The organism is Bradyrhizobium canariense (genome assembly GCF_018130465.1).
GTDB classification, from domain to species: domain Bacteria; phylum Pseudomonadota; class Alphaproteobacteria; order Rhizobiales; family Xanthobacteraceae; genus Bradyrhizobium; species Bradyrhizobium canariense_C.
Map to the genome: position 1 here is coordinate 712,840 of NZ_JAFCKJ010000001.1, position 26,513 is coordinate 739,352.

Below are 26,513 nucleotides of genomic sequence, written 5' to 3' on the forward strand. Positions count from 1 at the left end.
TTTCTAGCCCAAGGCTTTCTAGCCCAAGGCTTTTTAGCCCAAGGCTTTGGCCTCGCGGCGGCGAGCGGTGAGGATGTATTCGGTGTAGCCGTTCGGCTGCTCGCGGCCCTTGAAGACCAGGTCGCAGGCGGCCTTGAAGGCTGTACCGTCGAAGGCGGGCGCCATCGGCTTGTAGATGGCATCGCCCGCGTTCTGCTTGTCGACGACGACGGCCATGCGCTTCAACGACTCCATCACCTGCGCTTCGGTGATGACGCCCTGGTGCAGCCAGTTGGCGAGATGCTGGCTGGAGATGCGCAAGGTGGCGCGGTCTTCCATCAGGCCAACGTCATGGATGTCGGGCACCTTGGAGCAGCCGACGCCCTGGTCGATCCAGCGCACGACATAGCCCAGAATGCCCTGGCAGTTGTTGTCGATCTCCTGCTTGACGTCATCGGGCGCCCAGTTCGACTTCGACACCGGGATGGTGAGGATGTCGGAAAGTTTTGCGCGTGGGCCGCCCTTGGTCAGCTCCTGCTGGCGCGCGGTGACGTTGACCTGGTGGTAGTGCAGCGCATGCAGCGTCGCGGCCGTCGGCGAGGGCACCCAGGCGGTGGTGGCACCGGCCTGCGGATGGGCGAGCTTCTGGGCAAGCATGTCCGCCATCTTGTCCGGCGCGGCCCACATGCCCTTGCCGATCTGGGCATGGCCGGGCAGGCCACAGGTCAGGCCCATATCGACGTTCCAGTCCTCATAGGACTTGATCCAGGCCTGCGCCTTCATCTCGTTCTTGCGGATCATCGGACCCGCCTCCATCGAGGTGTGGATCTCGTCGCCGGTGCGGTCGAGGAAGCCGGTGTTGATGAACATGATCCGCTTGGAGGCGCGCTGGATGCAGGCCTTGAGGTTGACGGTGGTCCGCCGCTCCTCGTCCATGATGCCGACCTTGAGCGTGTTCTCGGGCAGCGACAGCATCTTCTCGACGCGGTCGAAGATCTCGCAGGTCAGCGACACCTCGTCGGGACCATGCATCTTCGGCTTGACGATATAGGCCGAGCCGGTGCGGCTGTTCTTGACCTTGGAGTTGCCTTTCAAGTCATGCACGGCAAGAAGCCCGGAGACGGCGGCGTCGAGCAGGCCCTCCGGAATCTCCTCGCCCTTTTCGTCCAGCACCGCGTCGGTGAACATGTGGTGACCGCAATTGCGCATCAAGAGCAGGCTGCGGCCGTGCAGCTTGATCTCGCCCTTGCCGTCAGGCGTCTTGTAGCTGCGGTCGGCATTGAGCGAGCGCGTCAGCGTCTTGCCGCCCTTCTCGAAATCGGCCGACAGCGTGCCGTTCATCAGGCCGAGCGTGTTGCGATAGACCAGCACCTTGTCCTCGGCATCGACCGCGGCGACCGAGTCTTCCATGTCGAGAATCGTGGAGACCGCGGACTCCATGACCATGTCCGCGACGCCGGCCGGATCGTCCTTGCCGATCGCGCTGGTGCGGTCGATCTTGACTTCGACATGCAGGCCGTTGTTGGCGAGCAGCACCGCGCTCGGTGCGGCCGCATCGCCCTGGAAGCCGGCGAATTGCGCGGCGTTCTTCAGCGCGGTGGCGTTGCCGCTCTTCAGCTTCACCGCGAGCTGGCCCGCGACCACGCTATAGGCGGTGACGTCGGTGTGGCTGCCGGTCGCCAGCGGCACGGCGGCATCGAGGAAGGCCTTTGCTTTTGCGATCACCTTGTCGCCGCGCGCCTTGTTGTAGCCCTTGCCGCTCTCGGACGGATCGTGCGGGATCGCGTCGGTGCCGTAGAAGGCGTCATAGAGCGAGCCCCAGCGCGCATTCGCCGCGTTCAGCGCGTAGCGTGCATTGGTCAGGGGCACGACGAGCTGCGGGCCGCAGATCTTGCCGATCTCCTCGTCCACATTGGCGGTCTCGACCTTCTGCGTCGCCGGCTCCGGGACGAGATAGCCGATCTCCTTCAGGAAGGCGGTATACGCATTGAGGTCGAACGCCTTGCCCTTGTTGGCGCGGTGCCAGTCGTCGATCTTGGCCTGCAGCGTGTCGCGCACCGCCAGCAGCGCGCGGTTCTTCGGCCCCAGCTCCTTGATGATGGCGGCAACCCCGGCCCAGAACGCATCCGGCGCGATCCCGGTTTTCGGGGCCGCTTCCTTGGCGATGAAATCGAACAGGACGGGAGCGATCTTCAATCCGTGGGCGTCGACGCGTTTCATGATGGGCTTTCTCGTTGGAAATGGCTGTTTTTGGCTGCTTTTGACCCGACAGCAGCAAAATGCGCTCCAAGGGAGCGGCTTTCGGGGTCTTATTAGCCCCAAAATCGGGGCCGTGAGAAGGCCCCCAAAAGTTGTCAAAATGTCAAGGCGAGGGGGCGGACGCGGCGTGCCCTTGATGTCCGCTGCTGAAGCAATGGGCGCGATCCCTCCCCGGCGTCGTCCTGGCGAAAGCCAGGACCCATTACCCCAGGGAGGAGTTTGGCGAAGACTCGTCGTCCCGGTACTGCTGCCGTCCCTACAGATAGATCACGCGGTATGGGTCCTGGCTTTCGCCAGGACGACAGCACGGGTCGGAGCAGCAGCCCGGCCTCAGATATTCGCGGCGAGATCCACGACTTCGTCGAACAGCACGCCGGTCGTCTTGAGCATCTGTTCGATCTCGTCCGCCGCCTCGGCAACCGTCCGCGTCGAGGTGTCGATCACGAGCTCGGCGGCCTCAGGCCGCTCGTAGTCGTTGCCGATGCCGGTGAACGACGCGAGCGCGCCGGCGCGGGCCTTCTTGTAGTGGCCCTTGGGGTCGCGCTCCTCGCAGATCTCGGCCGGTGTCGCGACGTGAATCTCGCGGAACGAAGTGTCGGCGATGCGGCGCGCGGTGGCGCGGTCCTCGCGGGCGGGCGAGACGGCGGCGACAATGGCGATGTGGCCGTTGCGGGCGAGATGGGTCGCCACTTCGGCGAGACGGCGGATGTTCTCGCTGCGATCAGCGGTCGAGAAGCCGAGATCGCTGTTGAGCCCGGCGCGCAGCGTATCGCCGTCGAGCAGGATCGGCGAGCCGCCATTGCTGAACAGCCGCCGCTCCAGCGCCTTGGCCAGCGTCGACTTGCCGGAGGCCGGCAGACCGGTGAGCCAGACCACGGCGCCGTTGTGCTGATAGCGCGCAGAGCGTTCGTCGGGCCGCAGCGCGGATTCCACCGGCACGATGTCGACAGGCACGGCGCGCTGGCCGGCATCGACCGACAGCACGAGACCGCCGCCGGCGATGCGCCCGGACACCTCGATCACGAGACGGCCGGTGCGCGGATTTTCCGTGTAGGGATCGGTGGCAATCGGATTCGAAAGAGAAATATCGATCTCACCGACATGGTTGCGGCCGATCGCCTTGTTCTCGACGCTCGACAGCTCACCGGGATCGACGGCTTTTTCGATGGCGACGACGGTGGCGCGGCTTTCCTTCGGCCCGCAGCGAACCAGGAGCTGGTCGCCCTTGGCCAGCGGCTTGTCGTGCAGCCAGAAGATCCGCGCGCGCAGCCGCCGCGTTTCGCGCGGCGCGCTGTTGGCATGCGCGATGATATCGCCGCGCTCGACGAACAGCTCGCGGTCGAGCGTGATGCCGACCGAGCGGCCCGCACCCTGTCGGCCCGCGACCGGCGTCACCGGCCAGCTCTCGACCGTCTTGATCCTGGCGATCTTGCCGGCCGGCATGATCACGATTTCGTCGCCGGCGACCAGGCTGCCGGATTCGATCCGGCCCGCAACGATGCGGCGATCGTCGAATTTGTAGATCGCCTGCACCGGCAGGCGCAGCGCCAGCGCTTCCAGCGGCCGCGCCGGCTCGAGTCCATCAAGCGCTTCGACCACGGTGGGGCCCTTGTACCAGCCGATGCGGTCGGTGCGCTCGGCGACGCCGTCGCCGTCGCGGGCGGAAATCGGGATCACGGCCGTGGGCTTCACGCCGAGGCCCTGCAGATGCGCCGAGATCTCGTCGCTGATCTCCTTGAAGCGCTCAGCCGAGAAGTCGACGCGGTCCATCTTGTTGACGACGATCGCGACCTGCTTCACGCCGAGCAGATGCAGGAGATAGCCGTGCCGCCGGGTCTGGTCGCGCACGCCTTCGAGCGCGTCGATGATCAGCACCGCGCCGTCGGCCTGCGAGGCGCCGGTGATCATGTTGCGCAGGAATTCGGCGTGGCCGGGCGCGTCGATCAGCACGATGTCGCGCGAATTGGTGCGGAAGCGGATCTGCGTGGTGTCGATGGTGATGCCCTGGTCGCGCTCGGTCTGGAGCGCATCGAGCAGGAACGACCATTCGAACGGCATGCCGCGCCGCGCGCTGACGGCCTTGAGCATTTCGAGCTTGCCGTCGGGCAGGCTGCCGGTCTCGTGGAGCAGGCGGCCGACCAGCGTCGACTTGCCGTGGTCGACATGGCCGACGATGACGATGCGGACCTGCGGTCGCGTCGTGCCATTGGGCATCGAATTGGTGCCGTTCGGAGCGGCAGGCGAAACGGGGGTGACGATCATGTTCATACGACGCTCGCGTCCTTGATCAGAGATAGCCGGCGACGCGCAGGCGCTCGAAAGCGTCCTCGGTCTCGTGGTCGAGCGCACGGCCTGCACGTTCCGGCACCTTGGTCTGCTCGAGCTCGACCAGGATCTCGTCGATATTCGACGCCGTCGAAGCGACCGGATTGGTGATGTCCTGATCCCCCAGCGAGCGATAGCGCTTGCCGTTTTGCGACAGATACAGCGGGATGATCGGGATGTTCTCGCGCTTGGTGTAGGCCCAGATATCGGCCTCGGTCCAATGCAGGATCGGATGGATGCGCAAATGCGCGCCTTGCGGCGGCGACGCATTGAAATGATCCCAGAATTCCGGCGGCTGGTCGCGCACGTCCCAATTGCCTTCGAGGCCGCGCGGCGAGAACACGCGCTCCTTCGCGCGCGTCGCCTCCTCGTCGCGGCGGATGCCGGCAATCAGGCCGTCAAAACCGTATTTGCCGAGTGCCATCTTGAGGCCCTCGGTCTTGCGCGCGGCGGAACGGGCGGCGGGCGGCAGCGTTGGGTCGACGGCATCGATCGGCGGGCAGGGCTCGACGCGCAGATCGAGCTCCCACTCCTTGCCGTAGTGATCGCGGAAGCGATACATCTCCGGAAACTTCTTGCCGGTGTCGACATGGAGGGCCGGGAACGGCAGGCGGCCGAAGAAGGCCTTGCGCGCCAGCCAGATCATGACGTTGGAGTCCTTGCCGAGCGACCACAGCAGGGCGATCTTCTTGAGGCGGCCGAAGGCTTCGCGGAAGATATAGATGCTCTGGGCTTCGAGCTGATCGAGATGATCCATGCTCGGGGCAAGGTCGGCGGAAAATTCTTGCCCGGGCGCGCGCTCGGCAAGTGCGGGGCTGCTCAGTCCGTTTGCTGCGGAATCGTCCTTGAGAAGATGCATCTCTGCCACTTTGCGTTTGGAGGCGAAAATTCTATAGTTGCTGCGCGAGAGAGAAGAAAAAATTTTCTCTTTGCGCGTTCGAAACGACACATATATAGAAAATAATTCCAGTCAACCCCGGATGTGGGGGAAGCGAGTATCGTATGCGGTTCTTGCCGGTGTTCCTCGATCTCAAGGCCGGTCCGGTGGTCCTCATCGGTGCGGGTGAGCTTTTGCGCGCCAAGTTGCGCGTGCTTACTGCGGCCGGTGCGCGCATTCGCGTGCATGCGATCGACGGCAATCAGGACCTGGGTCTGCACTCCGAGGACGCGGCGCGTGTCGACATCGCGGTCGCCGATCCGCTGACCGCCGATCTCTCTGGCGTCATCGCCATCGTTTGCGCCGGTGCTGGCGATGTCGGCGTGGCGATGTCGGCCCGCGCCAAGGCGCTCGGCCTGCCCGTCAACGTCATGGACGATCTCGAGCATTCGAGCTTCATCTTCCCGGCGATCGTCGATCGCGGCGATGTCGTGGTCGCCGTCGGCACTGGCGGCACGTCGCCGGTGGTGGCGCGGCGCGTGCGCGAGAAGATCGAGGCGCTGCTGCCGGCGCGCATCGGCGAACTGGCCGAGTTCATCGGCGGCTTCCGCAAATCCATCAACGAACGTATTGCCGAGTTTCCGCTGCGCCGCCGCTTCTGGGAGCGCGTCATCGACGGCCCGATCGGTGCATCCGTGCTCGCTGGCCGCAAGGGCGAAGCCGAAGCGGCGCTGAAGACGATTTCCGATCCGTCCGCGTTTGCGCGCGACGACAAGCCGGAAGGCTCCGTCACCCTGGTCGGCGCCGGCCCCGGCGATCCCGATCTGTTGACCATCAAGGCGCTGCGCGCGCTCCAGGACGCAGATATCGTCTTCCACGATGAGCTGGTTTCGCCCGAAATTCTCGACCGCATCCGCCGTGACACCACGCGCGTTGCGGTCGGCCGCCGCGTCGGCAAGCCCGGCATCGGGCAGGACGCCATCAACAAGCGCATGATCGCGGCCGCCCAATCCGGCCAGCGCGTCGTGCGGCTGAAGGGCGGCGATCCCTTCGTGTTCGGCCGCGGCGGCGAAGAAGTCGAAGCCCTGCGTGCCGCCGGCGTTGCCTATTCGATCATTCCCGGCATCACTGCAGGCCTCGGCTGCGCCGCCGATTTCGAGGTGCCGCTCACCTACCGTCATGAAGCGACCCGCATCACCTTCCTCACTGCGCACAAGGCGCGCGACGCCGAGACGGTGGACTGGTCGACGCTGACCGACGTCAAGATGACCGTCGTGGTCTACATGGGCATGACGGCTGCGCCGGCCATACGCGCCGGCCTGTTTGCCGCCGGCCGTTCGCCGGAGACGCCGGTCGGCGTGTTCGCCCGCGTCACGCGTCCCGATGCGCAAGGCGCGATCGGCACGCTGCGCGATCTTCCGGAACTCGTCAGGCGGACCAACGGCGGCCCTGCCATTCTGATCATCGGCGATGTGGTCCGGCATGCCGGCTCGCTTCGCCGCCAAACCCCAAAGCAAATCATCTCTGACCTATTGGATGCAGCCGAATGACCTCCCCGCTTGAACAGAAGAAGATCAAAATCGCCGGCCCCTCGGTCGTGACCGCCAACCGCACCTGGGACGGCATCGTGGTTTACCGCACCGCCGCCAAGAGCTGGTCCGCGGACCTGTCGGAAGCCGCGATCGTGCGCAACTCCGACGAGGCGAAAACGTTGCTTGCGGAGTCCGTTGCCGATGACGTCGGTGCGATCGGTCCCTATATCGCACCGGTACAGGTCGGCGCGGACGGCAAGATCGAACCCGGCAATCTGCGCGAACAGATCCGCCGCACCGGTGTGACCATCGGACAGCCGGTCCAGGTTTAAGGCATTCTCTCATGTACGCTTACGACGAAATCGACCGCACGCTCGTCAACGAGCGCGTCTCGGAGTTCCGCGACCAGGTGAAGCGCCGCCTCTCCGGCGAGCTCACCGAGGACGAGTTCAAGATCCTGCGGCTTCAGAACGGCGTCTATCTGCAACTGCACGCCTACATGTTCCGCGTCGCGATCCCCTACGGGACGCTGGCGTCGAACCAGTTGCGCGCGCTCGCCCACGTCGCGCGCAAATACGACCGCGGCTACGGCCATTTCACGACCCGGCAGAACATCCAGTTCAACTGGATCAAGCTTGCCGAATTGCCGGATGCGCTGGCCGATCTCGCCGAGGTCGGCATCCATGCGATGCAGACCTCCGGCAACAACATGCGCAACGTCACCTCGGACCAGTGGGCCGGCGTCGCGCCCGGCGAGATCGAGGATCCCCGCATCTGGTCGGAGCTGATCCGCCAGCACACCACGCTGCATCCGGAATTCTCGTTCCTGCCGCGCAAGTTCAAGATCGCGATCACCGCGTCGGACCATGATCGCGCTGCGATCAAGATCCACGATATCGGCCTGCGCCTGATCAAGAACGAGAAGGGCGAGACCGGCTTCGAGGTGCTGGTCGGTGGCGGGCTCGGACGCACGCCGTTCATCGGCAAGACCATCAAGCATTTCGTCCACGGCCGCGACATCCTCAGCTATATCGAGGCGATTCTGCGGGTGTACAACCAGTACGGCCGCCGCGACAACATCTACAAGGCGCGCATCAAGATCCTGGTGCACGAGCTCGGCATCGAGAAATTCTCGCGCGAGGTCGAGGAGGAGTGGCAGCACATCCGCAACTCCTCGCTCCAGATCGACGACGAGGTGGTCGAGGACATCCGCTCGCGCTTCGCCTATCCTTCCTACGAGAAGTTGCCGCACATGCCGGACGAGCTGCGCCAGGCCGCAGCCGATTCCGATTTCGAAGCATGGCGCAAGAACTCGGTGGCCCCGCACAAGGTCCAGGGCTATTCCATCGTCACGATCTCGCTGAAGCCGATCGGCGCGCCTCCGGGCGATGCCACGGCCGAGCAGATGGATGCGCTCGCCGATCTCGCCGACAGATATTCCTTCGGTGAGATCCGCGTCGGCCACGAGCAGAACCTCGCTTTGCCGCATGTCGCCAAGCGCGACCTGCCGGCGCTGTGGAAGGCGCTCGACAAGCTCGGGCTGGCGACGCCGAACGTCAATCTGATCACCGACATCATCGCCTGCCCGGGTCTCGACTATTGCTCGCTGGCCAATGCGCGCTCGATCCCGATCGCGCAGGAATTGACGCGGCGCTTCGCCAATCACGAGCTCGCCAATCTGATCGGCCGGTTGCACATCAACATCTCCGGCTGCATCAACGCCTGCGGCCATCACCATGTCGGTCATATCGGCATTCTCGGCGTCGAGAAGAACGGCGAGGAGGTCTACCAGATCACCATCGGCGGCCGTGCCGACGAGAGTGCCGCACTCGGCAATCTGATCGGCCCCGGCGTCAAGTTCGACGAGGTCGCCGACGTCGTCGAGGACATCGTGGAAGCCTATCTGGCGCTGCGCGAGCGGCCCGAAGAGCTGTTCATGGACACCGTAAAACGCCTCGGCGTCGAACCCTTCAAGGAGCGCGTCTATGCCACTCGTTAACGGCGGAAAGATCGCCGACGACAGCTTCGTCAAGCTCGCCGTCGACACGCCGCTGCCCGAGGGCGGCGACATCCTGGTGCCGGCCGAGCGCTTCGTCGGCGAGGCGGATGCGTTGCTCAAGCGGACCGGCAAGGTCGGCGTGATCTGGCCGAACAATCGCGACATCGCCGAGCTGGTGCCCTATCTAGGCAAGATCGCCGTCGTCGCGCTGGTGTTCCCGACCTTCCGCGACGGACGCGCCTACAGTCAGGCGCGGCTGCTGCGCGAGCGTTACAATTACCGCGGCGAATTGCGCGCGACGGGCCAGATCCTGCGCGACCAGTTCGTGTTCATGCTGCGCGCCGGCTTCGATTCCTTCGACGTCAAGAAGCAGGCCGACGCGGAAGCCTTCATGCAGACCGCGAAGCGCTACTCGGTATTCTACCAGCCCACCGGCGACGGCCGTATCACGGCGCTGCACCGGCGCATGCAGCTGCGTCACTCCGAAGGTGTCGGCACGTGAACGCAATCGCGCCTCCAGTTTCGTCAATCTCCGTCTCTGCGCTGCCCTCGGCGGAGGAGCTCGATCGTGCCTTGCGCGATGCCTCGCCCGCCGAAATCATCGCCGCCGCGCTGAAGACGGTCGGGCGCGACAAGCTTGCGCTGGTGTCGTCCTTCGGCACGGAATCGGCGACGCTGCTGAAGGTCATGGCCGACGTCGATCCGGCGATCCCCGTGATCTTCCTCGACACCGGCTGGCTGTTCGAGGAGACGCTTGCCTATCGCGACACGCTGATCGCGACGCTGGGCCTGAAGGACGTCCGCTCGATCAGGCCCGCCGAGGAGACGCTGTCGCGCGAAGATCCCGACCGCGACCTCTGGTTCTCCGATCCTGACGCCTGCTGCCGTATCCGCAAGGTCGAGCCGTTGGCGCGGGCGCTGAAACCGTTCGACGCGTGGCTCAACGGTCGCAAGCGCTTCCAGGGCAGCTCGCGCGCCGACATCCCGGTGGTCGAGGACGACGGCGCGCGGCTGAAGTTCAATCCCTTCGCCAATGTCTCGCGCGAGGAACTCGAGGCGATTTTCGCCCGCGCTAAATTGCCGCGCCATCCGCTGGTTGCGTCAGGATTCCTGTCGGTTGGGTGTATGCCGTGCACGAGCAGAACGGCCGAAGGCGAGGATGAGCGTGCCGGTCGCTGGCGCGGACGGGCCAAGACGGAATGCGGCATCCACACGATGAAGACTTCGTAGCATGGTCTCGCTGCCCTGCTGCGAACAAGAAAATCCGGTTCCGTTGACTTAAGCGCGTTTCGACCCGAGTTATGCCTGCACGTCTTCGCTGACACCGACGTCATCGAAGTGAATGGAGAGGGACATGATGCGCCGTATCGTTCCGCTCGCTGCAGGAATGCTCGTGACAGGCTTGTTGGCAAGCTCGGCTCTCGCCGCTGACATCAATCTGCTGAACGTATCCTATGATCCGACGCGTGAGCTCTATGTCGAGTTCAACAAGGCGTTCGCGAATGCCTATCAGAAGGAAACCGGCAAGAGCGTCGAGATCAAGCAGTCGCATGGCGGCAGCGGTTCGCAGGCGCGCGCCGTGATCGACGGATTGCAGGCCGACGTGGTGACGCTTGCGCTCGCCTACGACATCGACGCCATCGCGGGCAAAGGCCTCACGACGGCCGACTGGCAGAAGCGGTTGCCGCAAAATTCGTCGCCCTACACCTCGACCATCGTGTTTCTGGTCCGCAAGGGCAATCCGAAGGGCATCAAGGACTGGGACGATCTGGTCAAACCGGGCGTCGCCGTGATCACACCGAACCCGAAGACGTCCGGCGGCGCGCGCTGGAATTATCTGGCGGCCTGGGGCTTTGCGCAGAAGAAATACGGTTCGGTCGACAAAGCCAAGGACTTCATCGGCAAATTGTATCAGCAGGTGCCGGTGCTGGATACCGGCGCGCGCGGGGCTACCGTGACCTTCGTCGAGCGCGGCGTCGGCGACGTGCTGCTCGCCTGGGAGAACGAGGCGTACCTGGCGCTTAAGGAATTCGGTCCGGCGAAATTCGAGATCGTGGCCCCGCCGCTCTCGATCCTGGCGGAACCGCCGGTGACGATCGTCGACAAGGTTGCCGATAAAAAAGGCACCCGCAGCGTCGCCGACGCCTACCTGCAATATTGGTACACCAAGGAAGGTCAGGAAATCGCGGCGCGCAATTTCTATCGTCCGCGCGATGCCGAGATCGCCAAAAAACATGAAAACTCCTTCGCAAAGGTCGAGCTGTTCACGATCGACGAATTTTTCGGCGGCTGGACCAAGGCGCAGAAGGAACATTTTGCCGACGGCGGCGTCTTCGATCAGATCTACAAGAACTGATCGGGCGCTGTTGGAGGGGCTTTAGCAGGGGGCCTGGTGAGCGCAGTCGCAGCACGACGCCGGACATTGCCGGGCTTCGGTCTCACGATGGGGCTGACGCTTTCCTGGCTGTCGATCATCATCCTGATTCCGCTCGCCGGCCTGTTCCTGAAATCGCTCGAGCTGAGCCCCGAGCAGTTCTGGAACATCCTCGCCAGTCGCCGCACCCTGAATGCCTTGCGCGTGTCGTTCGGGCTCGCCTTCGCGGCCGCCTGCGTCAATCTCGTGATGGGCAGCATCATCGTCTGGGCGCTGGTGCGCTATCGCTTCCCCGGTCGGCGGCTGTTCGATGCCATCGTCGACGTGCCCTTTGCGCTGCCGACGGCGGTCGCCGGCGTCGCGCTGACCGCATTGTTCGCCGAGAAGGGCTGGCTCGGAGCGCCGCTCGCGGCGGCCGGCATCAAGGTGGCGTTCACGCCGGTCGGCATCTTCGTCGCGATGATCTTCATCGGCATCCCGTTCGTGGTGCGCACGGTGCAGCCGGTGCTCCAGGATCTCGACCCCGAGATCGAGGAGGCCGCGGGCAGCCTTGGCGCCAGCCGCTGGCAGACCATCATTCGCGTGATCCTGCCCTCGCTCGGGCCGGCGCTGCTCACGGGGCTCGCGCTCGCCTTCGCGCGCGCCGTCGGCGAATACGGTTCGGTGATCTTCATCGCCGGCAATCTGCCGAACGTCTCCGAGATCGCGCCGCTGCTGATCGTGATCCGGCTGTCGGAATTCCGCTACGCCGATGCCACCGCCATCGCGGTGGTCATGCTGGTCGTGTCCTTCGTCATCATCTTCGCCGTCAACCGGCTCCAGCGCTGGGCGCAGAGCCGGATCCCGGCGCGCTGAGGGCGGATCATGACGATGCAGATCGCAGATACCGTCTCGCTCTCGGCCTCTGACGCCAGGGCACGCGCGCATGCGGCGGCCGCGCGGGACAACCTTCGCACCGAACCGCGCGCGGTCCGCATCGTCATCATCGCGCTGGCGATGATCTTCCTCGGCGTCTTCGTCGTGCTGCCGCTGGTCGTGGTGTTCGCGCAGGCCTTCTCGAGGGGAATCCTCGCGTATCTCGCCGCGCTGGCCGACCCGGAGGCGTTGTCCGCGATCAAGCTGACACTGGTGGTGGCGGCGATCTCGGTCGGCCTCAACCTCGTGTTCGGTCTCGTCGCCGCCTGGGCCATCGCCAAGTTCGAATTCCCGGGCAAGACGTTCCTGATCACGCTGATCGATTTGCCGTTCTCGGTCAGCCCGGTGATCTCGGGTCTCGTCTTCGTGCTGCTGTTCGGCGCGCAGGGCTATTTCGGCGGCTGGCTGCGCGATCACGACATCCAGATACTGTTCGCGGTGCCCGGCATCGCGCTTGCGACCACCTTCGTGACCTTCCCCTTCGTGGCGCGTGCGCTGATCCCCTTGATGCAGGAGCAGGGCACGCAGGAGGAGGAGGCCGCGGTCTCGCTCGGCGCCTCGGGCCTGCAGACCTTCTTCCGCGTCACGCTGCCCAACATCAAATGGGGCGTGCTCTACGGCGTCCTGCTCTGCAACGCGCGCGCGATGGGCGAGTTCGGCGCGGTCTCCGTCGTCTCCGGCCATATCCGCGGCGAGACCAACACGATGCCGCTCCTGGTCGAGATTCTCTACAACGAATACCAGTTCGTCGCGGCGTTCGCGATCGCCTCGCTGCTCGCGATGCTGGCGCTGATCACGCTGATCGCGAAAACCGTTCTCGAACGTCACCTCGACGAAGGACAAGACGCAAGTGACCATTGAAGTCAGGAATCTCGTCAAGAAGTTCGGCAGCTTCGCAGCCCTCGACGGCGTCGATCTCAAGGTCAATGACGGCGAGCTGCTGGCGCTGCTCGGGCCGTCCGGCTCGGGCAAAACCACGCTGCTGCGGATCATCGCGGGGCTCGACTGGCCAGATTCCGGCGAGGTCGCCTTCAACGGCGAGGATGCGCTGGCGCAGGGCGCGCGCGAGCGGCACGTCGGCTTCGTGTTCCAGCACTACGCGCTGTTCCGCCACATGACGGTGTTCGAGAACGTCGCCTTCGGCCTGCGCGTGCAGCCGCGCGCGGTCCGCAAGGACGAGGCCACGATCCGTGCGCGCGTCAGGGAGCTGCTCGATCTCGTGCAGCTCGACTGGCTCGCCGACCGCTATCCGAGCCAGCTCTCCGGCGGCCAGCGCCAGCGCATCGCGCTCGCCCGCGCGCTCGCGATCGAGCCGCGCATCCTGCTGCTCGACGAGCCCTTCGGCGCGCTCGACGCCAAGGTGCGCAAGGAGCTGCGCAAATGGCTGCGCTCGCTGCACCACGAGATCAACGTCACCTCGATCTTCGTCACCCATGACCAGGAGGAGGCGCTGGAAGTCGCCAACCGCGTCGTGGTGATGGACAAGGGCAAGATCGAGCAGATCGGCTCGCCCGATGACGTCTATGAGAGCCCGGCGACCGCCTTCGTCCACAGCTTCATCGGCGAATCCATCGAGCTGCCGGTCCAGATCGCCGACGGCGTCATCAGGCTCGGCGACCGGCCGCTTCGGCTCGCGGCAGATGGGCTTGCGCCTGGCGCGTCAAGACTGTTCGTGCGGCGACACGACATGCTGGTCGGCCCGCCCGGCAGCGGTGCCTTCGAGGGCGCCGTGCAGCATGTCCGGAATTTCGGCCCCGTGCAGCGGGCCGAGGTGGCACTCTCCGGCGGCGAGACCATCGAGATCGACGCTCCTCGCAACAGGGAACTGCGCGCCGGCGACACGATCGGCCTGGAGCCCCGCCGCTACCGGATATTTGCGGGCTGAGGCACCGTCATTCCGGGGCGATGCGTAGCATCGAACCCGGAATCTTGGCGTTGTGGCGCGAGATTCCGGGTTCAGCGCTCTGCGCTGCCCCGGAATGACAGGAACGATTTTCCTCAATATTCACCTTTCAGCCACGGTTGGTATGCAACAACGGCCCTTCCTTTGGGGGCTCCGATTCATGCGCGCTGCGGCCGCAATTCTCATCACTTTGCTGCTCGCCGGCTGCGCCGGCAATGAAGCACCGGTCCAGCAGCCCTCCATGTACGCCGATATGGCGGTCCCGGGCGCCAAGCTCGACGCGCCGGCGGCGGCGATCATGATCTCGCAATACCGCCAGAACAACGGGCTCGGCACCGTCGTGGTCGACCCCGATCTGATGCGGCTCGCCGAATCCCAGTCCCAGGCCATGGCGGCGGCCAACAAGATGGACCATGACGTCCGCGCGCCGCTGGCCAAGCGCCTCAGCGCCGGCGGCTATCCGGCGACCGTTGCGGTCGAGAACGTCTCGGCCGGCTATCATACGCTGGCGGAAGCGTTTTCCGGCTGGCGCGACTCGCCTCCGCACCGCGCCAACATGCTCAAGGGCGGTGTCACAAAATTGGGCATAGCGGCGGGCTATGCTCCCGGCACCAAATACAAGGTGTTCTGGACCATGATCCTGGCCTCGACGGATCCCCGATAAGCCAGACTTGATCCCGGGATGCATTGACGCCGCGGCGAAACTGTCGCCACGGTGGCTTGCCTTTTGCTATTGTTCCCGCATGACAGATCACACCAGCACGGAATCCGCCAGCGTCCCCGCGAATGCGCAACGCGTCCTCGTACTCCAGGGCGGCGGCGCGCTCGGTTCCTATCAGTCCGGCGCCTATCAGGCGTTGTGCGGCTACGGCTTCGAGCCCGAATGGGTCGCCGGCATCTCGATCGGCGCGGTCAACGCCGCCATCATCGCCGGCAACGAGGGCCACACCCGCGTCAAGCGGCTCAAGGAATTCTGGGAGATGGTCTCGGCGCCGGTGCCCTGGAAGCCGATCGGCAAGAGCGACCACAGCCGCGAACTGTTCAATTCCAGCAGTGCCGCGCTGATCGCGACCTTCGGCGTTCCCGGCTTCTTCGTGCCTCGCCTCCCTCCCGCGCCGCTCTGGCCCCCCGGTAGCCCGCAGGCGCAGAGTTACTACGACACCGGGCCATTGAAGAAGACGCTGGAGCGGCTGGTCGATTTCGACCGCATCAACGACCTCAAGACGCGGCTATCGGTCGGTGCCGTCGGCGTCACTTCGGGCAATTTCAAGTACTTCGACAATTTCGAGTTCAAGAAGCTCGGCAAGAAAATCGGCCCCGAGCACATCATGGCCTCCGGCGCACTGCCGCCGGGCTTTCCGTCCATCGTCATCGACGGCGAACACTACTGGGACGGCGGCATCGCCTCCAACACGCCGCTCGACTTCGTGCTCGATGCGGAGACCGATCGCGACCTCCTGATCTTCCAGGTCGACCTGTTCAGCGCCCGCGGCGATCTGCCGACCTCGCTGCTCGAGGCGACCGAGCGCGAGAAAGACATCCGCTTCTCCAGCCGCACGCGGATGAACACCGACAAGAACAAGCAGGTGCACAACGCCCGCAGGGCCGTGCGCGACCTGATTTCCAAATTGCCCGATTATCTCAAGAACGACCCTTCCGTGGAATTCCTTGCCAAGGTATCGCGCGAAAGCACCGTTACCGTGGTGCACCTGATCTATCGCAGCAAGAACTACGAATCCTCGTCCAAGGATTACGATTTCTCGCATGTCGCGATGGTCGAGCACTGGGAAGCCGGCGTACAGGACGTTCACCTGTCGATGCGGCACAAGGACTGGCTCGAGCGGCCGCAATCCGGCGAGACCATGGTGACCTACGATCTCACGGGGGACGTCACCGCGCCCCCGCCAAAAAGGAGCGAATAATATGGGTAGTCTGTCAGGCAAGAACGCCGTCGTGACCGGGTCGACCAGCGGCATCGGGCTCGCCTATGCGCGCGCCTTTGCCGCCGCCGGCGCCAATGTCGTCATCAACGGGTTCGGCTCGCCGGAGGACATCGAGAAGGAGCGCGCCAAGATCGAGTCCGATTTCGGCGTGAAGGCGGTCTATTCGCCTGCCGACATGACCAAGCCGGCCGAGATTGCCGGGATGATCGCGCTCGGAGAGAAGAGTTTTGGTTCGGTCGACATCCTCGTCAACAATGCCGGCATCCAGTTCGTTTCGCCGATCGAGGAATTCCCGCCGGAGAAATGGGACCAGATCATCGCGATCAACCTGTCCTCGGCCTTCCATGCCATTCGCGCCGCCGTCCCCGGCATGAAGAAGAAGGGCTGGGGCCGCATCATCAATACGGCGTCAGCGCATTCGCTGGTCGCCTCGCCCTTCAAGTCGGCCTATGTGTCGGCCAAGCACGGCATCGCCGGCCTGACCAAGACCGTGGCGCTGGAGGTCGCGACCCACAAGATCACCTGCAACTGCATCAGCCCAGGCTATGTCTGGACGCCGCTGGTGGAGAAGCAGATCCCCGACACCATGAAGGCCCGCAACCTCACGCGTGAGCAGGTCATCAACGACGTGCTGCTCGACGCGCAGCCGACCAAGGAGTTCGTCACCTCCGAGCAGGTCGCAGCACTCGCGCTGTTCCTGTGCGGCGACGATGCCGCGCAGATCACCGGCACCAACCTGTCGATCGACGGCGGCTGGACCGCGGAGTAACAGCCCTCTTCGTCATGCCCAGGCCTGACCGGGGCATCCAGTACGTCGCGGCGTTTCGGTACAACCACAGCCGTCTCGGCGTACTGGATCGCCCGGTCAAGCCGGGCGATGACAGCGAGAGTGGAGCGGCTGTTTTCCGCTCAGTGCGTCCAGGCCAGGGCCGTCACGAACGCCGAGGACAGGTTCAGCTCCGCGAACATGATCTTGCCGGCGACCACGAACAGCACGCTGGCAAGTGTCAGGCGCAGCACCGTCTCGGGCACGCGCGTCGCGCTGAAGCTGCCGACGATGATGCCGGGCAGCGAGCCCATCAGCAGCACGCCCATCAGCGCCCAATCCACGTCGCCAAGCGCCCAGTGCCCGATTCCGGCGACCAGCGTCAGCGGGACCGCATGGGCGATGTCGGAGCCGACGATGGTCGCCATCGGCAGGCGCGGATAGAGCAGCAGGAGCACGGTGACGCCGACCGCGCCGGCGCCGACCGATGAAATCGAGACCAGCACACCGAGCACGATTCCGGTGACGACCGTCGCGATCGCCGTGGTGCGGTCATCGACCTGCTCCAGGCGCCGACGATAGCGCTCCATGATCGCCTTGCGGAAGATCAGCGAAGTCGCGGTCAGCAGCAGCGCGAAGCACAACACCAGATTGACCAGGCCGCGCTCGGAATCGCTCTTGAGGTCGAGCTTCCACAGCACGAGCAGCGTCAGCGCGCTTGCCGGAAGGCTGCCGCAGGCGAGCCGCAGCACCGCCGGCCAGTGCACGCTGCGCGACCAGCCATGCACCACGCTGCCGCCGGTCTTGGTGGCGGCGGCATAGAGCAGGTCGGTGCCGACCGCGGTCGACGGATGAATGCCGAACAGCAGGATCAGCAGCGGCGTCATCAGCGAGCCGCCGCCGACGCCGGTCATCCCGACCAGCAGGCCGACGCCGAAACCGGAGGCGACGTAGAGTGGATCAATCATGTCCTGGGAATCTTAGGTTTATCTCGTCAGTTGGGCAATATGACGTAGAATAAACTTTCCCTGCGGTGCAACCGCTTGGGAGCAATAAGAAAAATCGTGCTGTCACTCCTGAACAGGCAGGCGTTTGGCCGCGTTCATCAGCATGCCGCGAAACGGTTGTTCCCCAGCGGAAGCGAAAGAGCGGGACGCTGGTACTATTTTCCGAACGCCAGCACGTGCAGGCCGAGCCGCTGTCGCACGATCCAGAACAGCAGCACCGTCTCGAAACTGAGCGAGATCGAGGTCGCGGCCGCAGCGCCGTGGCCGCCGAAGCGCGGTACCAGCGCAATGCAGAGCCCGAGGTTCATCGCAAAGGCCAGCGCATAGGCCAGCGCGCAGATCTTCTGCTGGCCGAGCATGTTGAGCAGTCGTTCGACCGGGCCGATCGCGGCTCGGACCACGAGCCCGATGGCGGCGACGAACATGATGTCGTAGCCGACCACGAATTGCGGCCCGAACAGCCAGAGCAGCGGCTTGCCGAGCGCGAGCAGGACGATGGTCGCCGCCAGCGACGGCCAGAACGTCCAGTTGATGGCATGCGCCACGTAAGCCGACAGCCGCGCCTTGTCGCCAGCGGCGTTGTATTCGGCGAAACGATGCGCGGTCGTCGCCGACATCGCGTAGTGGATGAAGGAGACCAGCGCCAGCGTCTTCACCACCGCGAAATAGACGCCGACCTCGTCGGAGGGGCGGAACTGCTGCAGCACCAGCACGTCGGTGTAGGACAGCAGCAGGTAGAAGCTTTCGACCAGCAGGATCGGCAGCGAGACGGCGAGCCAGCCGCCGATGTCGTAGGCCTTGGGGCCCGGCTCGATGTGATCGGCGAGCTTGCGGTTCAGCACCACCATCTGCCCGGTCATCGCGATCCACACCGCGCCGGCGCTCGCGACCATCGCGGCGACCGCGCCGAGATGATAGCCGAGCAGGAAGGCGCAGGCCGTGATGCCGATGATCAGCGCCTGGCGGATGATGAATTGCGGCATCAGGCCGAGCTGCATCCAGTCATGCGAGCGCGCGATGCCGTCCTGGGTGTTGGCGACGACGAAAGCGGGCAGCGTCATGCAGCCGATATAGAGCGGCAGCACTTCGGCCGGATCGATCCAGGGTGACAGCAATTTGACGACACCGGCGAGGCCGAGCGACACCAGCGCGGAGACCGCAAAGGTCAGCCAGCGGCTGCCCGAGAGAAAGCCGCGCAGCAGCGCATGCGCGTCACGGGCACGGTATTCCGGAATGATCTTTTGCGCGGAGGCCGAGATGCCAAAGTCCATCATGCTGCCGAGCAGCAGCACCCAGGTCCAGACATAGACATAGACGCCGTAGTCCGACGTTCCCATCCAGCGGGCGAGCAGCACTTGCGAGAAGTATGCGAGGCCCGCGCTGATCACGCGGATGACGAAGATGGTGCCGGCCAGCCGCCGCGTCAGCGATGCCTCGCTCGACCCGCCCGTCAATTTTTCGCGCAGCCGCGCGATGAGGCCGGCAGGTCCGGTCGTTGCGGGTTCTGCATCCATCACGGCCAATTCGAACGATCCCCAAGGCGCGCACGCGCATGCCGCGGCAGGCTTGTGCGGTAGCCTCGGGGATTAGCAACCATTCGTTAAGATTCGGTTGGATGGGCCACGTCTCTATTCCACGGTCGTCCCGGCGAAGGCCGGGACCCATAACCCCAGGGAGAGGTTTGGCGAAGACGGGTCGTTCGGGACTGTCACCCGTGCACTGTCGGCAGATCACGCGGTATGGGTCCCGGCCTTCGCCGGGACGACAGTCACTCCAAATTGGTATTGAACTCGTACGACTTCTCCGGTCCGACCAGCGTGAACTTCAGCGCTGCGCCGTCGGGCTTGGCCCCCGGCGGCAGTCCGTCGAGTTCGAAAGAAAATCGCTTCACGCCCGGTGGGCTGGGCTCGACCGGCGTCGGGATCGGCAACGCCCAATCGGGCGTCGGGCCTTCCACGTACAGATTGACGTTGCGCGCATCCGGCGCGACCACGTCGACCACCACATTCTTGGGTCCGTCACGCTTGACGTCGCGGATGGTGAGCGGGTTGGGATCGCCGATCGTGGCAGGCTTGGGCACGGTGTCGAGCGCTGCACGCAGATTGGCGTCCTCGGTCGAGGCGACGCTGTTGAAGCCAAGCTCGGCGCGGGCCTCGACAGGAATGCAGAGCTTTTCGCACACCGCATAATTGATCTCGGCGCGCAGCGTCACCGGCTTGTCGGCCGCCTTGGCGACGATGCGCAAGGGCAGCACGATCTGGTCGTGATAGCCGATCGAATGGCCGCCCGCGCCGTCGTCGAACTTGAGCGGCGCCGGCCACATCACCGTCACCGCTTCGACATTGTCCGACTTCGAGAAATCGAAGCGCGGCGGAACGCCGGAATCGCCTGGCATGCGCCAATAGGTTTTCCAGCCGGGCTGGATCTGGAAGGCGATACCGCCGAGCAGGACGGCGCCGCTGCGCGACCCCGCGAGCAACCGCACCGCGGAATGTCCGTCGCGCTGCCACGGCGATGCGTCGTCGGCATGGGCTGCGAGCGCCAGCGACGACGCGAGCAGGGTTGTCGCGACGCCAATCGCCGCACGCAGGGGAACTCTTGTCAGCATGGTACGTCCTTACAGGGCCACCCCGCGGCAAGCCATTGAATTGCTTGTGATGGATGCACTTGAATCTACTACCTGCAAGCCTTGATTTGACAGCGGGCCGGCCCAACATCAGGATAGGAATTGAAACCGGAGTGCTTCACCGATGGCTCCCACAGGCAAGAGGACAGGCGAGGGCACCCGCAAGTCCGGTCCCGCGCTCCCCAGTTCGGCGGGCTACCTCGACGGCCAGTTGTTGATCGCCATGCCGGTGATGGGCGACGAGCGCTTCGAGCGCTCGGTGATCTATCTCTGCGCCCACTCCGCCGAAGGCGCGATGGGCATCATCGTCAACCACCCGGCCGGCAGCATCGACTTCCCCGAGCTGTTGGAGCAGCTCGGCATCATCAAGAAGGGCGAGCACATCAAGCTGCCGGAGAACGCCGAAAGCATGAAGGTGCTGCGCGGCGGTCCGGTCGATACCGGCCGCGGCTTCGTGCTGCACTCCAGCGATTTCTACATCGAGAATGCGACGCTCCGGATCGACGACGGCGTCTGCCTCACCGCGACTGTCGACATCCTGCGTGCGATCGCCAACGGCTCCGGTCCCAAGCACGCCATCCTCGCGCTCGGCTATGCCGGCTGGGCGCCGGGCCAGCTCGAGACCGAAATCCAGAGCAATGGCTGGCTGCATTGCGATGCGGATTCGGAATTGATCTTCGGCGACGACGTCGACGAAAAATACGGACGCGCGCTGCGCAAGATCGGCATCGATCCCGGCATGCTCTCGAACGAGGCGGGTCACGCGTAGCTGGCGTAGCAGCTGTCGCGGCGGACTGCGGTGTCCTGCGCCGCCCTCGGCTGTCATGCCCCGGCTTGACCAGGGCATCCAGTGCGCCGCAGCGTATCGGCTCTATCACAACCGTCTCGGAGTACTGGATCGCCCGGTCAAGCCGGGCGATGACCGCTTCTGTTGGCTGAAATCTACTCCGCCGCCTGCTGCTGCACTGTCGGCTCCGTGCCCGCCACCGTCGCGCGGCGCATGTCACGGGGCTGCGACTGGTCGTAGCGGCGGACGCGGTGCATGGTCTGGCGGTTGTCCCACATCACGAGGTCATGCAGCTTCCATTTGTGGACGTAGACGAACTCGCTTTGCGTCGCGTGCTCGTTGAGATCGCGCAGCAGCAGCCGGCCCTCGGGGACGCTCATGCTGACGATCTTGCCGGCATGCGATGAGAGATAGAGCGACTTGCGGCGATGGACGGGATGGGTGCGCACGAGCCGTTGCAGCACCGGCTTGAACATCTGCTTCTCGTCGTCGGTGTATTCGGTGAAGCCGAGCGATCCCCGCGAATACATCAGCGAATGCTCGCAGACGAGGTCCTCGATCTCCGCCTTGGTCTCGTCGTCGAGCGCGTCATAGGCCGCGCGCATGTCGGCGAATTCGGTGTTGCCGCCCTTCGGGTTGAGCACGCGGGCCGACAGCAGCGAGAACTTCGCCGGGATAGGGCGGAACGAGCTGTCGGAATGCCACAGGCAATTGCCGAGGTTGAACAGGTGCGCGCGGCTGTCCTTCGCCAGCGGCTTGCCGTCCTTGCCGAGATTGGAGACGTCGTTCAGGCCCGATTGGAGCCGGTAGTCCTTTTCCTTCGTGACAGTGCCGCCGCGGGCGTCCTCGCGCTGGCCGAAATTCAGCGCAAAGGCCATCTGCTGTTCGTCGGTAATGTCCTGGTCGTGGAAGACCAGCACCGCATATGTGTCCATGGCGGCCTCGATCTCGCGCGCCTCGGCCTCGGTGAGAGGCTTTCGCAGGTCGAGGCCGGAAACCTCGCCGACAAAATGCGTTTGAAGCTGCCGGATGGCGATCGTCATGGCGTTTTCTCCCACGAGCTGCGAGCGGTTGGTCCCGCCCTGTCGAGGAAAAAGTTACTCCCGCAACAGGCGATGTCAACGCCGGGCGCGCATGGCAGCCCGTTACCCCATCTACGCTTGGCCGCGAACTCTCACGCGTTGCGCGCCATCAGGCCGCCGTCGACGGGGATGACCGCACCGGTGAGGAAGGATGCTGCCGGCAGGCACAGGCTCAGCGTCATGTGCGCGACCTCATCGGGATCGCCGTAGCGGCCGAGTGCAGTGCGGCGCTTGGCGTAGATGGTTTTGTGTTCCTCGGAGATGCGGTCGGTGATGGCCGTGCGGATCGGCCCCGGGCAGATGCAGTTGACGGTGATGCCTTCGCGGCCGAGCTCCACCGCGAGCGAACGGGTGAGGCTGGCGACGCCGCCCTTCGCCGCCGAATAGGGACTGTGCAATGCGGTGGCGCCGAGTGCCTCGGTCGAGGCGATGTTGACGATGCGCGGGCTCTTCGACTTGCGCAAGTGAGGCAGTGCGGCGCGGATGATGCGCGGATGCGCCGTCAGCATCACCGCGATGCCCCTGGCCCAGGCGTCCTCATAGGCCTCGTCGTCGATCGCGACGCGCACGGAGATGCCGGCATTGTTGACGATGATGTCGAGCCCGCCGAAATGCGTAGCGACGTCGCCGACCACGCGCTTGATCTCATCGCCGTCGGCAACGTCGAGCTTCCAGGCTTTCGCGGCTCCGCCGCTTGCCGCGATCTCCTTCGCGACGGCCAGCGCGCCCTGCCCGTCATAATCGGTGACGGCAACGTTCGCGCCGTCAGTGGCGAACACGCGCGCCGTCGCGCGCCCCATGCCGCTTGCCGCGCCGGTGACGAGAACGGTCAGGCCCTTCACGGACCGGCTGAGCTGTTTGAAATCGGACATGCTGTTTCCTCGCGCCCTGCTTGTTCTTGTTATGATTGACAAGGCTGGCATCGATCCGCAGACAGGTCAAACAAGCAAGACAATCGGGGAGGCCGCGATGACGAACGAGCTCGATTTCTCAGGCAAGCAGGTGCTGGTCGTCGGCGGATCCAGCGGCATCGGCAACGGTATTGCGCAAGCCTTTCGCGTCAGGGGCGCGCAAGTTGCGGTCTGCGGCACGCGGGCTCACGCAACGGAATATTCGCAGGAGGAGGGCTCGGATCTCACCGGTCTCTCCTACGCGCAGCTCGACGTCGGCGATGCCGGGGCGGTCGAAGCGTTCGAGCCGTCGTTCGATCGGCTCGATATCCTGGTACTCGCGCAGGGCGCGGTGCTCTATCGCCGCGGCGAGTTCGAGATGGCCGGCTTTCGCAAGGTCGTCGAGGTCAACCTGATGAGCCTGATGGCATGCGCCACGCGCTTTCATTCCATGTTGCGGGCCTCGCAGGGATCGCTGATCATGGTGTCCTCGACCGCGGCCTATCATTCCACCATGGGCAATCCTGCTTACAACGCGTCGAAGACCGGCGCGGTCGGATTGACACGGACGCTGGGCGAGGCCTGGGCCGAGGACGGTATCCGCGTCAACGGCATCGCGCCCGGTCTCGTCGACACCAAGATGACCAAGGTGACGACCGACAATCCCAAGCGGCTCGAAGGTGCACTTTCACGCATTCCGCTGCGGCGATTGGGCACGCCGGCTGACATGGCGGGCGCGGCGCTGTTCCTGGCATCGCCGCTGTCGTCCTACATCATCGGCCAGACACTGGTCGTCGACGGCGGGCTTATTCTCTAGCGCGAGGAACCGCGCCGCTCCTGATCGGTTACTTGGGCTGACCCCCGAGGAGGAGCATCATGGATAAAGATCGGATTGTCGGATCGGCCAAGGAATTCGCCGGACGCGCGGAAGGCGCTGTCGGTGATCTCGCAGGCGATGCGCAGACACAGGCTTCCGGCAAGGCGCGGGAAGCCGCAGGCACCGTGCAGAATCTCTACGGCCAGGCCAAGGATGCCGTACGTGACGCTGGCGAGACAGCGGCCGGATACGCCAAGGACGCCTACGAGAACAGCGGCGACACGTTCCGCGACGGTTCGCAGGCGATTGCCCAGAAGGTGCAGGACAACCCGCTCGGCGCGCTGCTGGTCGCCGGCGGCATCGGCTTTGCTCTCGCGCTGTTGATGGCACGGCCGTCGCGCCGTCCGCCGCCGCGCTGGCGTTATTAAGGCGGAGTCATAACTCCGTCCAACGTGCCCCGGACGCAATGCGGCGTGAAGCGCCGCATTGCCGAGCCGGGGCTTTTTTTTGTGGGTTAAGAGCGAGGTCCCGGCTCTGCGGCGCATCGCGCCGCGTCCGGGACACGAGACCTCAGCTCAGTAAATTTCGGTTCAGTAAATTACCGGGCCACTTCCGCCGATCGTCCGACGCTGCCCGGGGGACGCGGGATCGCGGGGTTTTGAGCTGGATTGCGCGGACCCGGCGCCGGCGCCAATTGACGCGGCGGTGCTTGCGGAGCGCCGAAGCCGAAGAAGTCGCGCATCGACGGCGCTGCCTGTGCAGGCTGCTGCTGCACCGGTGGCTTCTTCGGCGCGAGCTTTTGCGGCGCGGTCGCTGTGGCGGCGCCGGGTGAACCCGGAGCGACACTGCCGTCGGGCGTCGTCGCGGCCATCGGCGTATCGCCCTTGGCCTGCTCGCGGCCGACTTCGCGGCGCGGCCAGGCATAATCGTCGGCGCGGCCGGCGGGTGCAGCCAGTGGCTCGCCCTTCACCATCGTCTTCGCAGCGAGTGCATCGACGGCGGCAGGACGTGAGCCCGGCCCACCCAGCAATTGATCGGTCGAGATCGAGGCCGCAACCAGCGGCACGATCGGGCCAGCCAGCGGCCGCGGCGCGGGCTTGCCGGGTTCGGCACTGGTGTCGGGGGTCGCCGGTTCGCTCGGCAGCGCGATCGGGCCGGAGCGCCCGGCGAGCAGGCGCGTGATCTCGCGTTCGACATAGTGGGCGAGCTTGCGCGCGCCGGGTTTTGTGAAATAGACGCCGTCATAACTGCGGAGCTGGCGGATCTGGCCTTCGAAGTCCGGGCCCTTCTGGAGGAAGCGGCCGGCCTCGTCGACAAAGCCGTCCCAGACGTCGACATAGGTGATGCCGGCCTTGGCCGCGCCTTCGCGATAGAGCGAATCCAGGAACAGCATGTCCGCGGTGCCCTTGGGACCGCGGATTGCGGGCAGGCCGACCCAGAGCACCGGCACGCCCTTGCTCTTGAGCACGTTGGCCAGCTCCTCGATCTTCTTGCCGTAGAGCTCGACCCAGCGCTCGTCGCGGAATTCGTAGAGGCCGTTCGGGTTGCGCGCGGTCTTCTCCGGAGCGGCGACCTGCGGCGTGTCGGCGTTGTCGGCATCGTCCTGCGGCAGGTCGGCATCGGCCGGCTTGTCGTCCGGCTTCGCGGCGCTGTCGCCGGGCTTGGCGTCACCCGGCTTTCCCTGCGGCTTGGCGCGCGCGCCCTTGTCGTTCTTCTTGTCCTTGTCCGTCGCCTTGTCAGATTTATCGGGTGCTGCCGCCTCGCGGATCGCGATGCGGTCGTTGAGGCCAAGCATCACCACGATCACGTCGGGCTTCTCGGTCTCGAGGATGCCCTTCGCAGCAGCCGCCCAGTCCGAGGGCTCACCCTTTGGCTGATACTTGATCAGGCCGGACGTGGTCTTGTGCTTGCGGATCACGCCCATGTCGGGCTGCTCGGTGTAGGCGTCCTCTAAGCCATAGGCGAGCCAGTCGGCCATGCCGTCGCCGATCACCAGCACGTTCTTGTCAGGCGTGGTGTCACGCTTGGCCGGCGCCGGTGCGCGCGAAAAATCCTGGCGCGGCGCTTGCTGCTGTTGCTGCTGGAACGGCGCGAAGAAGTCGCCGCCGAACCATCCGCCACGGTCACCGCCGCTTCGTGGTGGCGGGGCCGAACGCTGCGGTGGGCCGCCGAAGCCGGGGAAGTTGAAGAATTGCGCCGAGGCGGGTCCCGCAACCGAGACCAGAATCGCAAGTGCCGTCCCCAGCGCGATCAGCGGGCCGGTCTCGGTCAGCACCTTGAACAGGGACTTCTTCGACATGCGATCTCGGGCAGGCGTCATGGGGGTCGGGATAGGCTCGATATAATAACGGAATCAGGCGCCAAACGGGCAGATTCTCTTTTCAGATTCTCTTCAGTTCCTTGAGATCATCCTTGGCCCATACACGGGGAAC

24 protein-coding genes are annotated in these 26,513 nt (G+C 65.0%); 15 read left to right on the forward strand and 9 right to left on the reverse strand.

Features of this window, described 5'->3' with window-relative positions:
* Window positions 1-33: 33 nt before the first annotated feature.
* From JQ591_RS03085 to cysD, 3 genes are all read right to left on the reverse strand, one after another.
* The gene (locus JQ591_RS03085; RefSeq protein WP_211394568.1) at window positions 34-2,199 is read right to left on the reverse strand and encodes a malate synthase G; all 2,166 of its coding nucleotides are present in this window, start codon (window positions 2,197-2,199) and stop codon (window positions 34-36) included.
* A gap of 369 nt (window positions 2,200-2,568) precedes the next feature.
* Window positions 2,569-4,506, reverse strand: coding sequence for an adenylyl-sulfate kinase (gene cysC / locus JQ591_RS03090; RefSeq protein ID WP_211394569.1), 1,938 nt, complete (start codon window positions 4,504-4,506; stop codon window positions 2,569-2,571).
* A 19-nt stretch (window positions 4,507-4,525) separates the two neighbouring features.
* Entirely contained in the window at window positions 4,526-5,320 is a 795-nt protein-coding gene (cysD, locus tag JQ591_RS03095; protein ID WP_211394807.1) for a sulfate adenylyltransferase subunit CysD, read from the reverse strand.
* Window positions 5,321-5,565: 245 nt separating this feature from the next.
* Here cysD and cysG point away from each other — a divergent pair, with 245 nt between their 5' ends.
* From cysG to JQ591_RS03155, 12 genes are all read left to right on the forward strand, one after another.
* The gene (gene cysG, locus JQ591_RS03100; RefSeq protein WP_211394570.1) at window positions 5,566-6,990 is read left to right on the forward strand and encodes a siroheme synthase CysG; all 1,425 of its coding nucleotides are present in this window, start codon (window positions 5,566-5,568) and stop codon (window positions 6,988-6,990) included.
* Window positions 6,987-7,304, forward strand: a complete 318-nt coding sequence (locus JQ591_RS03105; protein ID WP_211394571.1) for a DUF2849 domain-containing protein — start codon at window positions 6,987-6,989, stop codon at window positions 7,302-7,304. The genes cysG and JQ591_RS03105 overlap by 4 nt, the downstream gene beginning before the upstream one ends.
* An 11-nt stretch (window positions 7,305-7,315) precedes the next feature.
* A complete protein-coding gene (locus JQ591_RS03110; protein ID WP_211394572.1) occupies window positions 7,316-8,971 on the forward strand; it encodes a nitrite/sulfite reductase in 1,656 nt (551 codons plus the stop codon).
* Window positions 8,958-9,473, forward strand: a complete 516-nt coding sequence (locus tag JQ591_RS03115) for a DUF934 domain-containing protein (protein ID WP_018454648.1) — start codon at window positions 8,958-8,960, stop codon at window positions 9,471-9,473. The genes JQ591_RS03110 and JQ591_RS03115 overlap by 14 nt, the downstream gene beginning before the upstream one ends.
* Complete coding sequence (locus JQ591_RS03120) at window positions 9,470-10,201, forward strand: phosphoadenylyl-sulfate reductase (RefSeq protein WP_211394573.1); 732 nt, start codon at window positions 9,470-9,472, stop codon at window positions 10,199-10,201. Before JQ591_RS03115 ends, JQ591_RS03120 begins: the two co-directional genes overlap by 4 nt.
* 124 nt (window positions 10,202-10,325) lie before the next feature.
* Entirely contained in the window at window positions 10,326-11,327 is a 1,002-nt protein-coding gene (locus tag JQ591_RS03125; protein WP_249136368.1) for a sulfate ABC transporter substrate-binding protein, read from the forward strand.
* Window positions 11,328-11,363: 36 nt separating this feature from the next.
* Window positions 11,364-12,200, forward strand: coding sequence for a sulfate ABC transporter permease subunit CysT (gene cysT / locus JQ591_RS03130; protein ID WP_211394575.1), 837 nt, complete (start codon window positions 11,364-11,366; stop codon window positions 12,198-12,200).
* Between the two features lie 9 nt (window positions 12,201-12,209).
* The gene (gene cysW / locus JQ591_RS03135; protein ID WP_211394576.1) at window positions 12,210-13,121 is read left to right on the forward strand and encodes a sulfate ABC transporter permease subunit CysW; all 912 of its coding nucleotides are present in this window, start codon (window positions 12,210-12,212) and stop codon (window positions 13,119-13,121) included.
* Window positions 13,111-14,145, forward strand: coding sequence for a sulfate/molybdate ABC transporter ATP-binding protein (locus JQ591_RS03140; protein ID WP_211394577.1), 1,035 nt, complete (start codon window positions 13,111-13,113; stop codon window positions 14,143-14,145). Before cysW ends, JQ591_RS03140 begins: the two co-directional genes overlap by 11 nt.
* Window positions 14,146-14,323: 178 nt before the next feature.
* Window positions 14,324-14,827: a CAP domain-containing protein gene (locus JQ591_RS03145; protein WP_211394578.1), complete on the forward strand. Its 504-nt coding sequence runs from the start codon at window positions 14,324-14,326 to the stop codon at window positions 14,825-14,827.
* Window positions 14,828-14,906: 79 nt separating this feature from the next.
* Window positions 14,907-16,085, forward strand: coding sequence for a DUF3734 domain-containing protein (locus tag JQ591_RS03150; RefSeq protein WP_211394579.1), 1,179 nt, complete (start codon window positions 14,907-14,909; stop codon window positions 16,083-16,085).
* A gap of 1 nt (window position 16,086) precedes the next feature.
* Complete coding sequence (locus JQ591_RS03155) at window positions 16,087-16,875, forward strand: 3-hydroxybutyrate dehydrogenase (protein ID WP_008137046.1); 789 nt, start codon at window positions 16,087-16,089, stop codon at window positions 16,873-16,875.
* Window positions 16,876-17,015: 140 nt separating this feature from the next.
* Here the strand turns inward: JQ591_RS03155 and JQ591_RS03160 are convergent, their stop codons facing one another.
* The 3 genes from JQ591_RS03160 to JQ591_RS03170 form a co-directional block, all read right to left on the reverse strand.
* A complete protein-coding gene (locus tag JQ591_RS03160) occupies window positions 17,016-17,840 on the reverse strand; it encodes a sulfite exporter TauE/SafE family protein (RefSeq protein WP_211394580.1) in 825 nt (274 codons plus the stop codon).
* A 194-nt stretch (window positions 17,841-18,034) separates the two neighbouring features.
* A complete protein-coding gene (locus JQ591_RS03165) occupies window positions 18,035-19,402 on the reverse strand; it encodes a flippase (protein ID WP_211394581.1) in 1,368 nt (455 codons plus the stop codon).
* Between the two features lie 245 nt (window positions 19,403-19,647).
* The gene (locus JQ591_RS03170; RefSeq protein ID WP_211394582.1) at window positions 19,648-20,487 is read right to left on the reverse strand and encodes a protein-disulfide reductase DsbD domain-containing protein; all 840 of its coding nucleotides are present in this window, start codon (window positions 20,485-20,487) and stop codon (window positions 19,648-19,650) included.
* Between the two features lie 142 nt (window positions 20,488-20,629).
* Between JQ591_RS03170 and JQ591_RS03175 the strand changes: the two genes are divergently transcribed.
* Window positions 20,630-21,274 (forward strand): YqgE/AlgH family protein, encoded by a 645-nt coding sequence (locus JQ591_RS03175; RefSeq protein WP_211394583.1) that lies wholly within the window; start codon window positions 20,630-20,632, stop codon window positions 21,272-21,274.
* A gap of 173 nt (window positions 21,275-21,447) precedes the next feature.
* On the opposite strand, the gene JQ591_RS03180 is transcribed toward JQ591_RS03175, so the two are convergent.
* Both JQ591_RS03180 and JQ591_RS03185 read right to left on the reverse strand, forming a co-directional pair.
* Window positions 21,448-22,335 (reverse strand): TauD/TfdA dioxygenase family protein, encoded by an 888-nt coding sequence (locus JQ591_RS03180; RefSeq protein WP_211394584.1) that lies wholly within the window; start codon window positions 22,333-22,335, stop codon window positions 21,448-21,450.
* Window positions 22,336-22,466: 131 nt separating this feature from the next.
* On the reverse strand, window positions 22,467-23,246 hold the full coding sequence (locus JQ591_RS03185; RefSeq protein ID WP_211394585.1) for an SDR family NAD(P)-dependent oxidoreductase: 780 nt from the start codon (window positions 23,244-23,246) through the stop codon (window positions 22,467-22,469).
* 97 nt (window positions 23,247-23,343) lie between these two features.
* Between JQ591_RS03185 and JQ591_RS03190 the strand changes: the two genes are divergently transcribed.
* Together JQ591_RS03190 and JQ591_RS03195 are read left to right on the forward strand one after the other, a co-directional pair.
* Window positions 23,344-24,081 carry an SDR family NAD(P)-dependent oxidoreductase gene (locus tag JQ591_RS03190; RefSeq protein WP_211394586.1) on the forward strand — a complete coding sequence of 246 codons (738 nt, stop codon included), beginning with the start codon at window positions 23,344-23,346 and terminating at the stop codon, window positions 24,079-24,081.
* A 59-nt stretch (window positions 24,082-24,140) separates the two neighbouring features.
* Entirely contained in the window at window positions 24,141-24,509 is a 369-nt protein-coding gene (locus tag JQ591_RS03195; protein ID WP_211394587.1) for a CsbD family protein, read from the forward strand.
* Between the two features lie 170 nt (window positions 24,510-24,679).
* Here JQ591_RS03195 and JQ591_RS03200 read toward each other — a convergent pair whose 3' ends face one another.
* Window positions 24,680-26,380, reverse strand: a complete 1,701-nt coding sequence (locus JQ591_RS03200; RefSeq protein ID WP_211394588.1) for an SGNH/GDSL hydrolase family protein — start codon at window positions 26,378-26,380, stop codon at window positions 24,680-24,682.
* Between the last annotated feature and the right edge of the window lie 133 nt (window positions 26,381-26,513).

Bases quoted from the DNA above. Each gene is read 5' to 3' on its own strand.
- JQ591_RS03085 (WP_211394568.1), bottom strand. From the start codon at position 2,199: ATGAAACGCGTCGACGCCCACGGATTGAAGATCGCTCCCGTCCTGTTC.
- cysC (WP_211394569.1), bottom strand. From the start codon at position 4,506: ATGAACATGATCGTCACCCCCGTTTCGCCTGCCGCTCCGAACGGCACC.
- cysD (WP_211394807.1), bottom strand. From the start codon at position 5,320: ATGGATCATCTCGATCAGCTCGAAGCCCAGAGCATCTATATCTTCCGC.
- cysG (WP_211394570.1), top strand. From the start codon at position 5,566: ATGCGGTTCTTGCCGGTGTTCCTCGATCTCAAGGCCGGTCCGGTGGTC.
- JQ591_RS03105 (WP_211394571.1), top strand. From the start codon at position 6,987: ATGACCTCCCCGCTTGAACAGAAGAAGATCAAAATCGCCGGCCCCTCG.
- JQ591_RS03110 (WP_211394572.1), top strand. From the start codon at position 7,316: ATGTACGCTTACGACGAAATCGACCGCACGCTCGTCAACGAGCGCGTC.
- JQ591_RS03115 (WP_018454648.1), top strand. From the start codon at position 8,958: ATGCCACTCGTTAACGGCGGAAAGATCGCCGACGACAGCTTCGTCAAG.
- JQ591_RS03125 (WP_249136368.1), top strand. From the start codon at position 10,326: ATGATGCGCCGTATCGTTCCGCTCGCTGCAGGAATGCTCGTGACAGGC.
- cysW (WP_211394576.1), top strand. From the start codon at position 12,210: ATGACGATGCAGATCGCAGATACCGTCTCGCTCTCGGCCTCTGACGCC.
- JQ591_RS03145 (WP_211394578.1), top strand. From the start codon at position 14,324: ATGCGCGCTGCGGCCGCAATTCTCATCACTTTGCTGCTCGCCGGCTGC.
- JQ591_RS03150 (WP_211394579.1), top strand. From the start codon at position 14,907: ATGACAGATCACACCAGCACGGAATCCGCCAGCGTCCCCGCGAATGCG.
- JQ591_RS03155 (WP_008137046.1), top strand. From the start codon at position 16,087: ATGGGTAGTCTGTCAGGCAAGAACGCCGTCGTGACCGGGTCGACCAGC.
- JQ591_RS03160 (WP_211394580.1), bottom strand. From the start codon at position 17,840: ATGATTGATCCACTCTACGTCGCCTCCGGTTTCGGCGTCGGCCTGCTG.
- JQ591_RS03170 (WP_211394582.1), bottom strand. From the start codon at position 20,487: ATGCTGACAAGAGTTCCCCTGCGTGCGGCGATTGGCGTCGCGACAACC.
- JQ591_RS03175 (WP_211394583.1), top strand. From the start codon at position 20,630: ATGGCTCCCACAGGCAAGAGGACAGGCGAGGGCACCCGCAAGTCCGGT.
- JQ591_RS03180 (WP_211394584.1), bottom strand. From the start codon at position 22,335: ATGACGATCGCCATCCGGCAGCTTCAAACGCATTTTGTCGGCGAGGTT.
- JQ591_RS03185 (WP_211394585.1), bottom strand. From the start codon at position 23,246: ATGTCCGATTTCAAACAGCTCAGCCGGTCCGTGAAGGGCCTGACCGTT.
- JQ591_RS03190 (WP_211394586.1), top strand. From the start codon at position 23,344: ATGACGAACGAGCTCGATTTCTCAGGCAAGCAGGTGCTGGTCGTCGGC.
- JQ591_RS03195 (WP_211394587.1), top strand. From the start codon at position 24,141: ATGGATAAAGATCGGATTGTCGGATCGGCCAAGGAATTCGCCGGACGC.
- JQ591_RS03200 (WP_211394588.1), bottom strand. From the start codon at position 26,380: ATGTCGAAGAAGTCCCTGTTCAAGGTGCTGACCGAGACCGGCCCGCTG.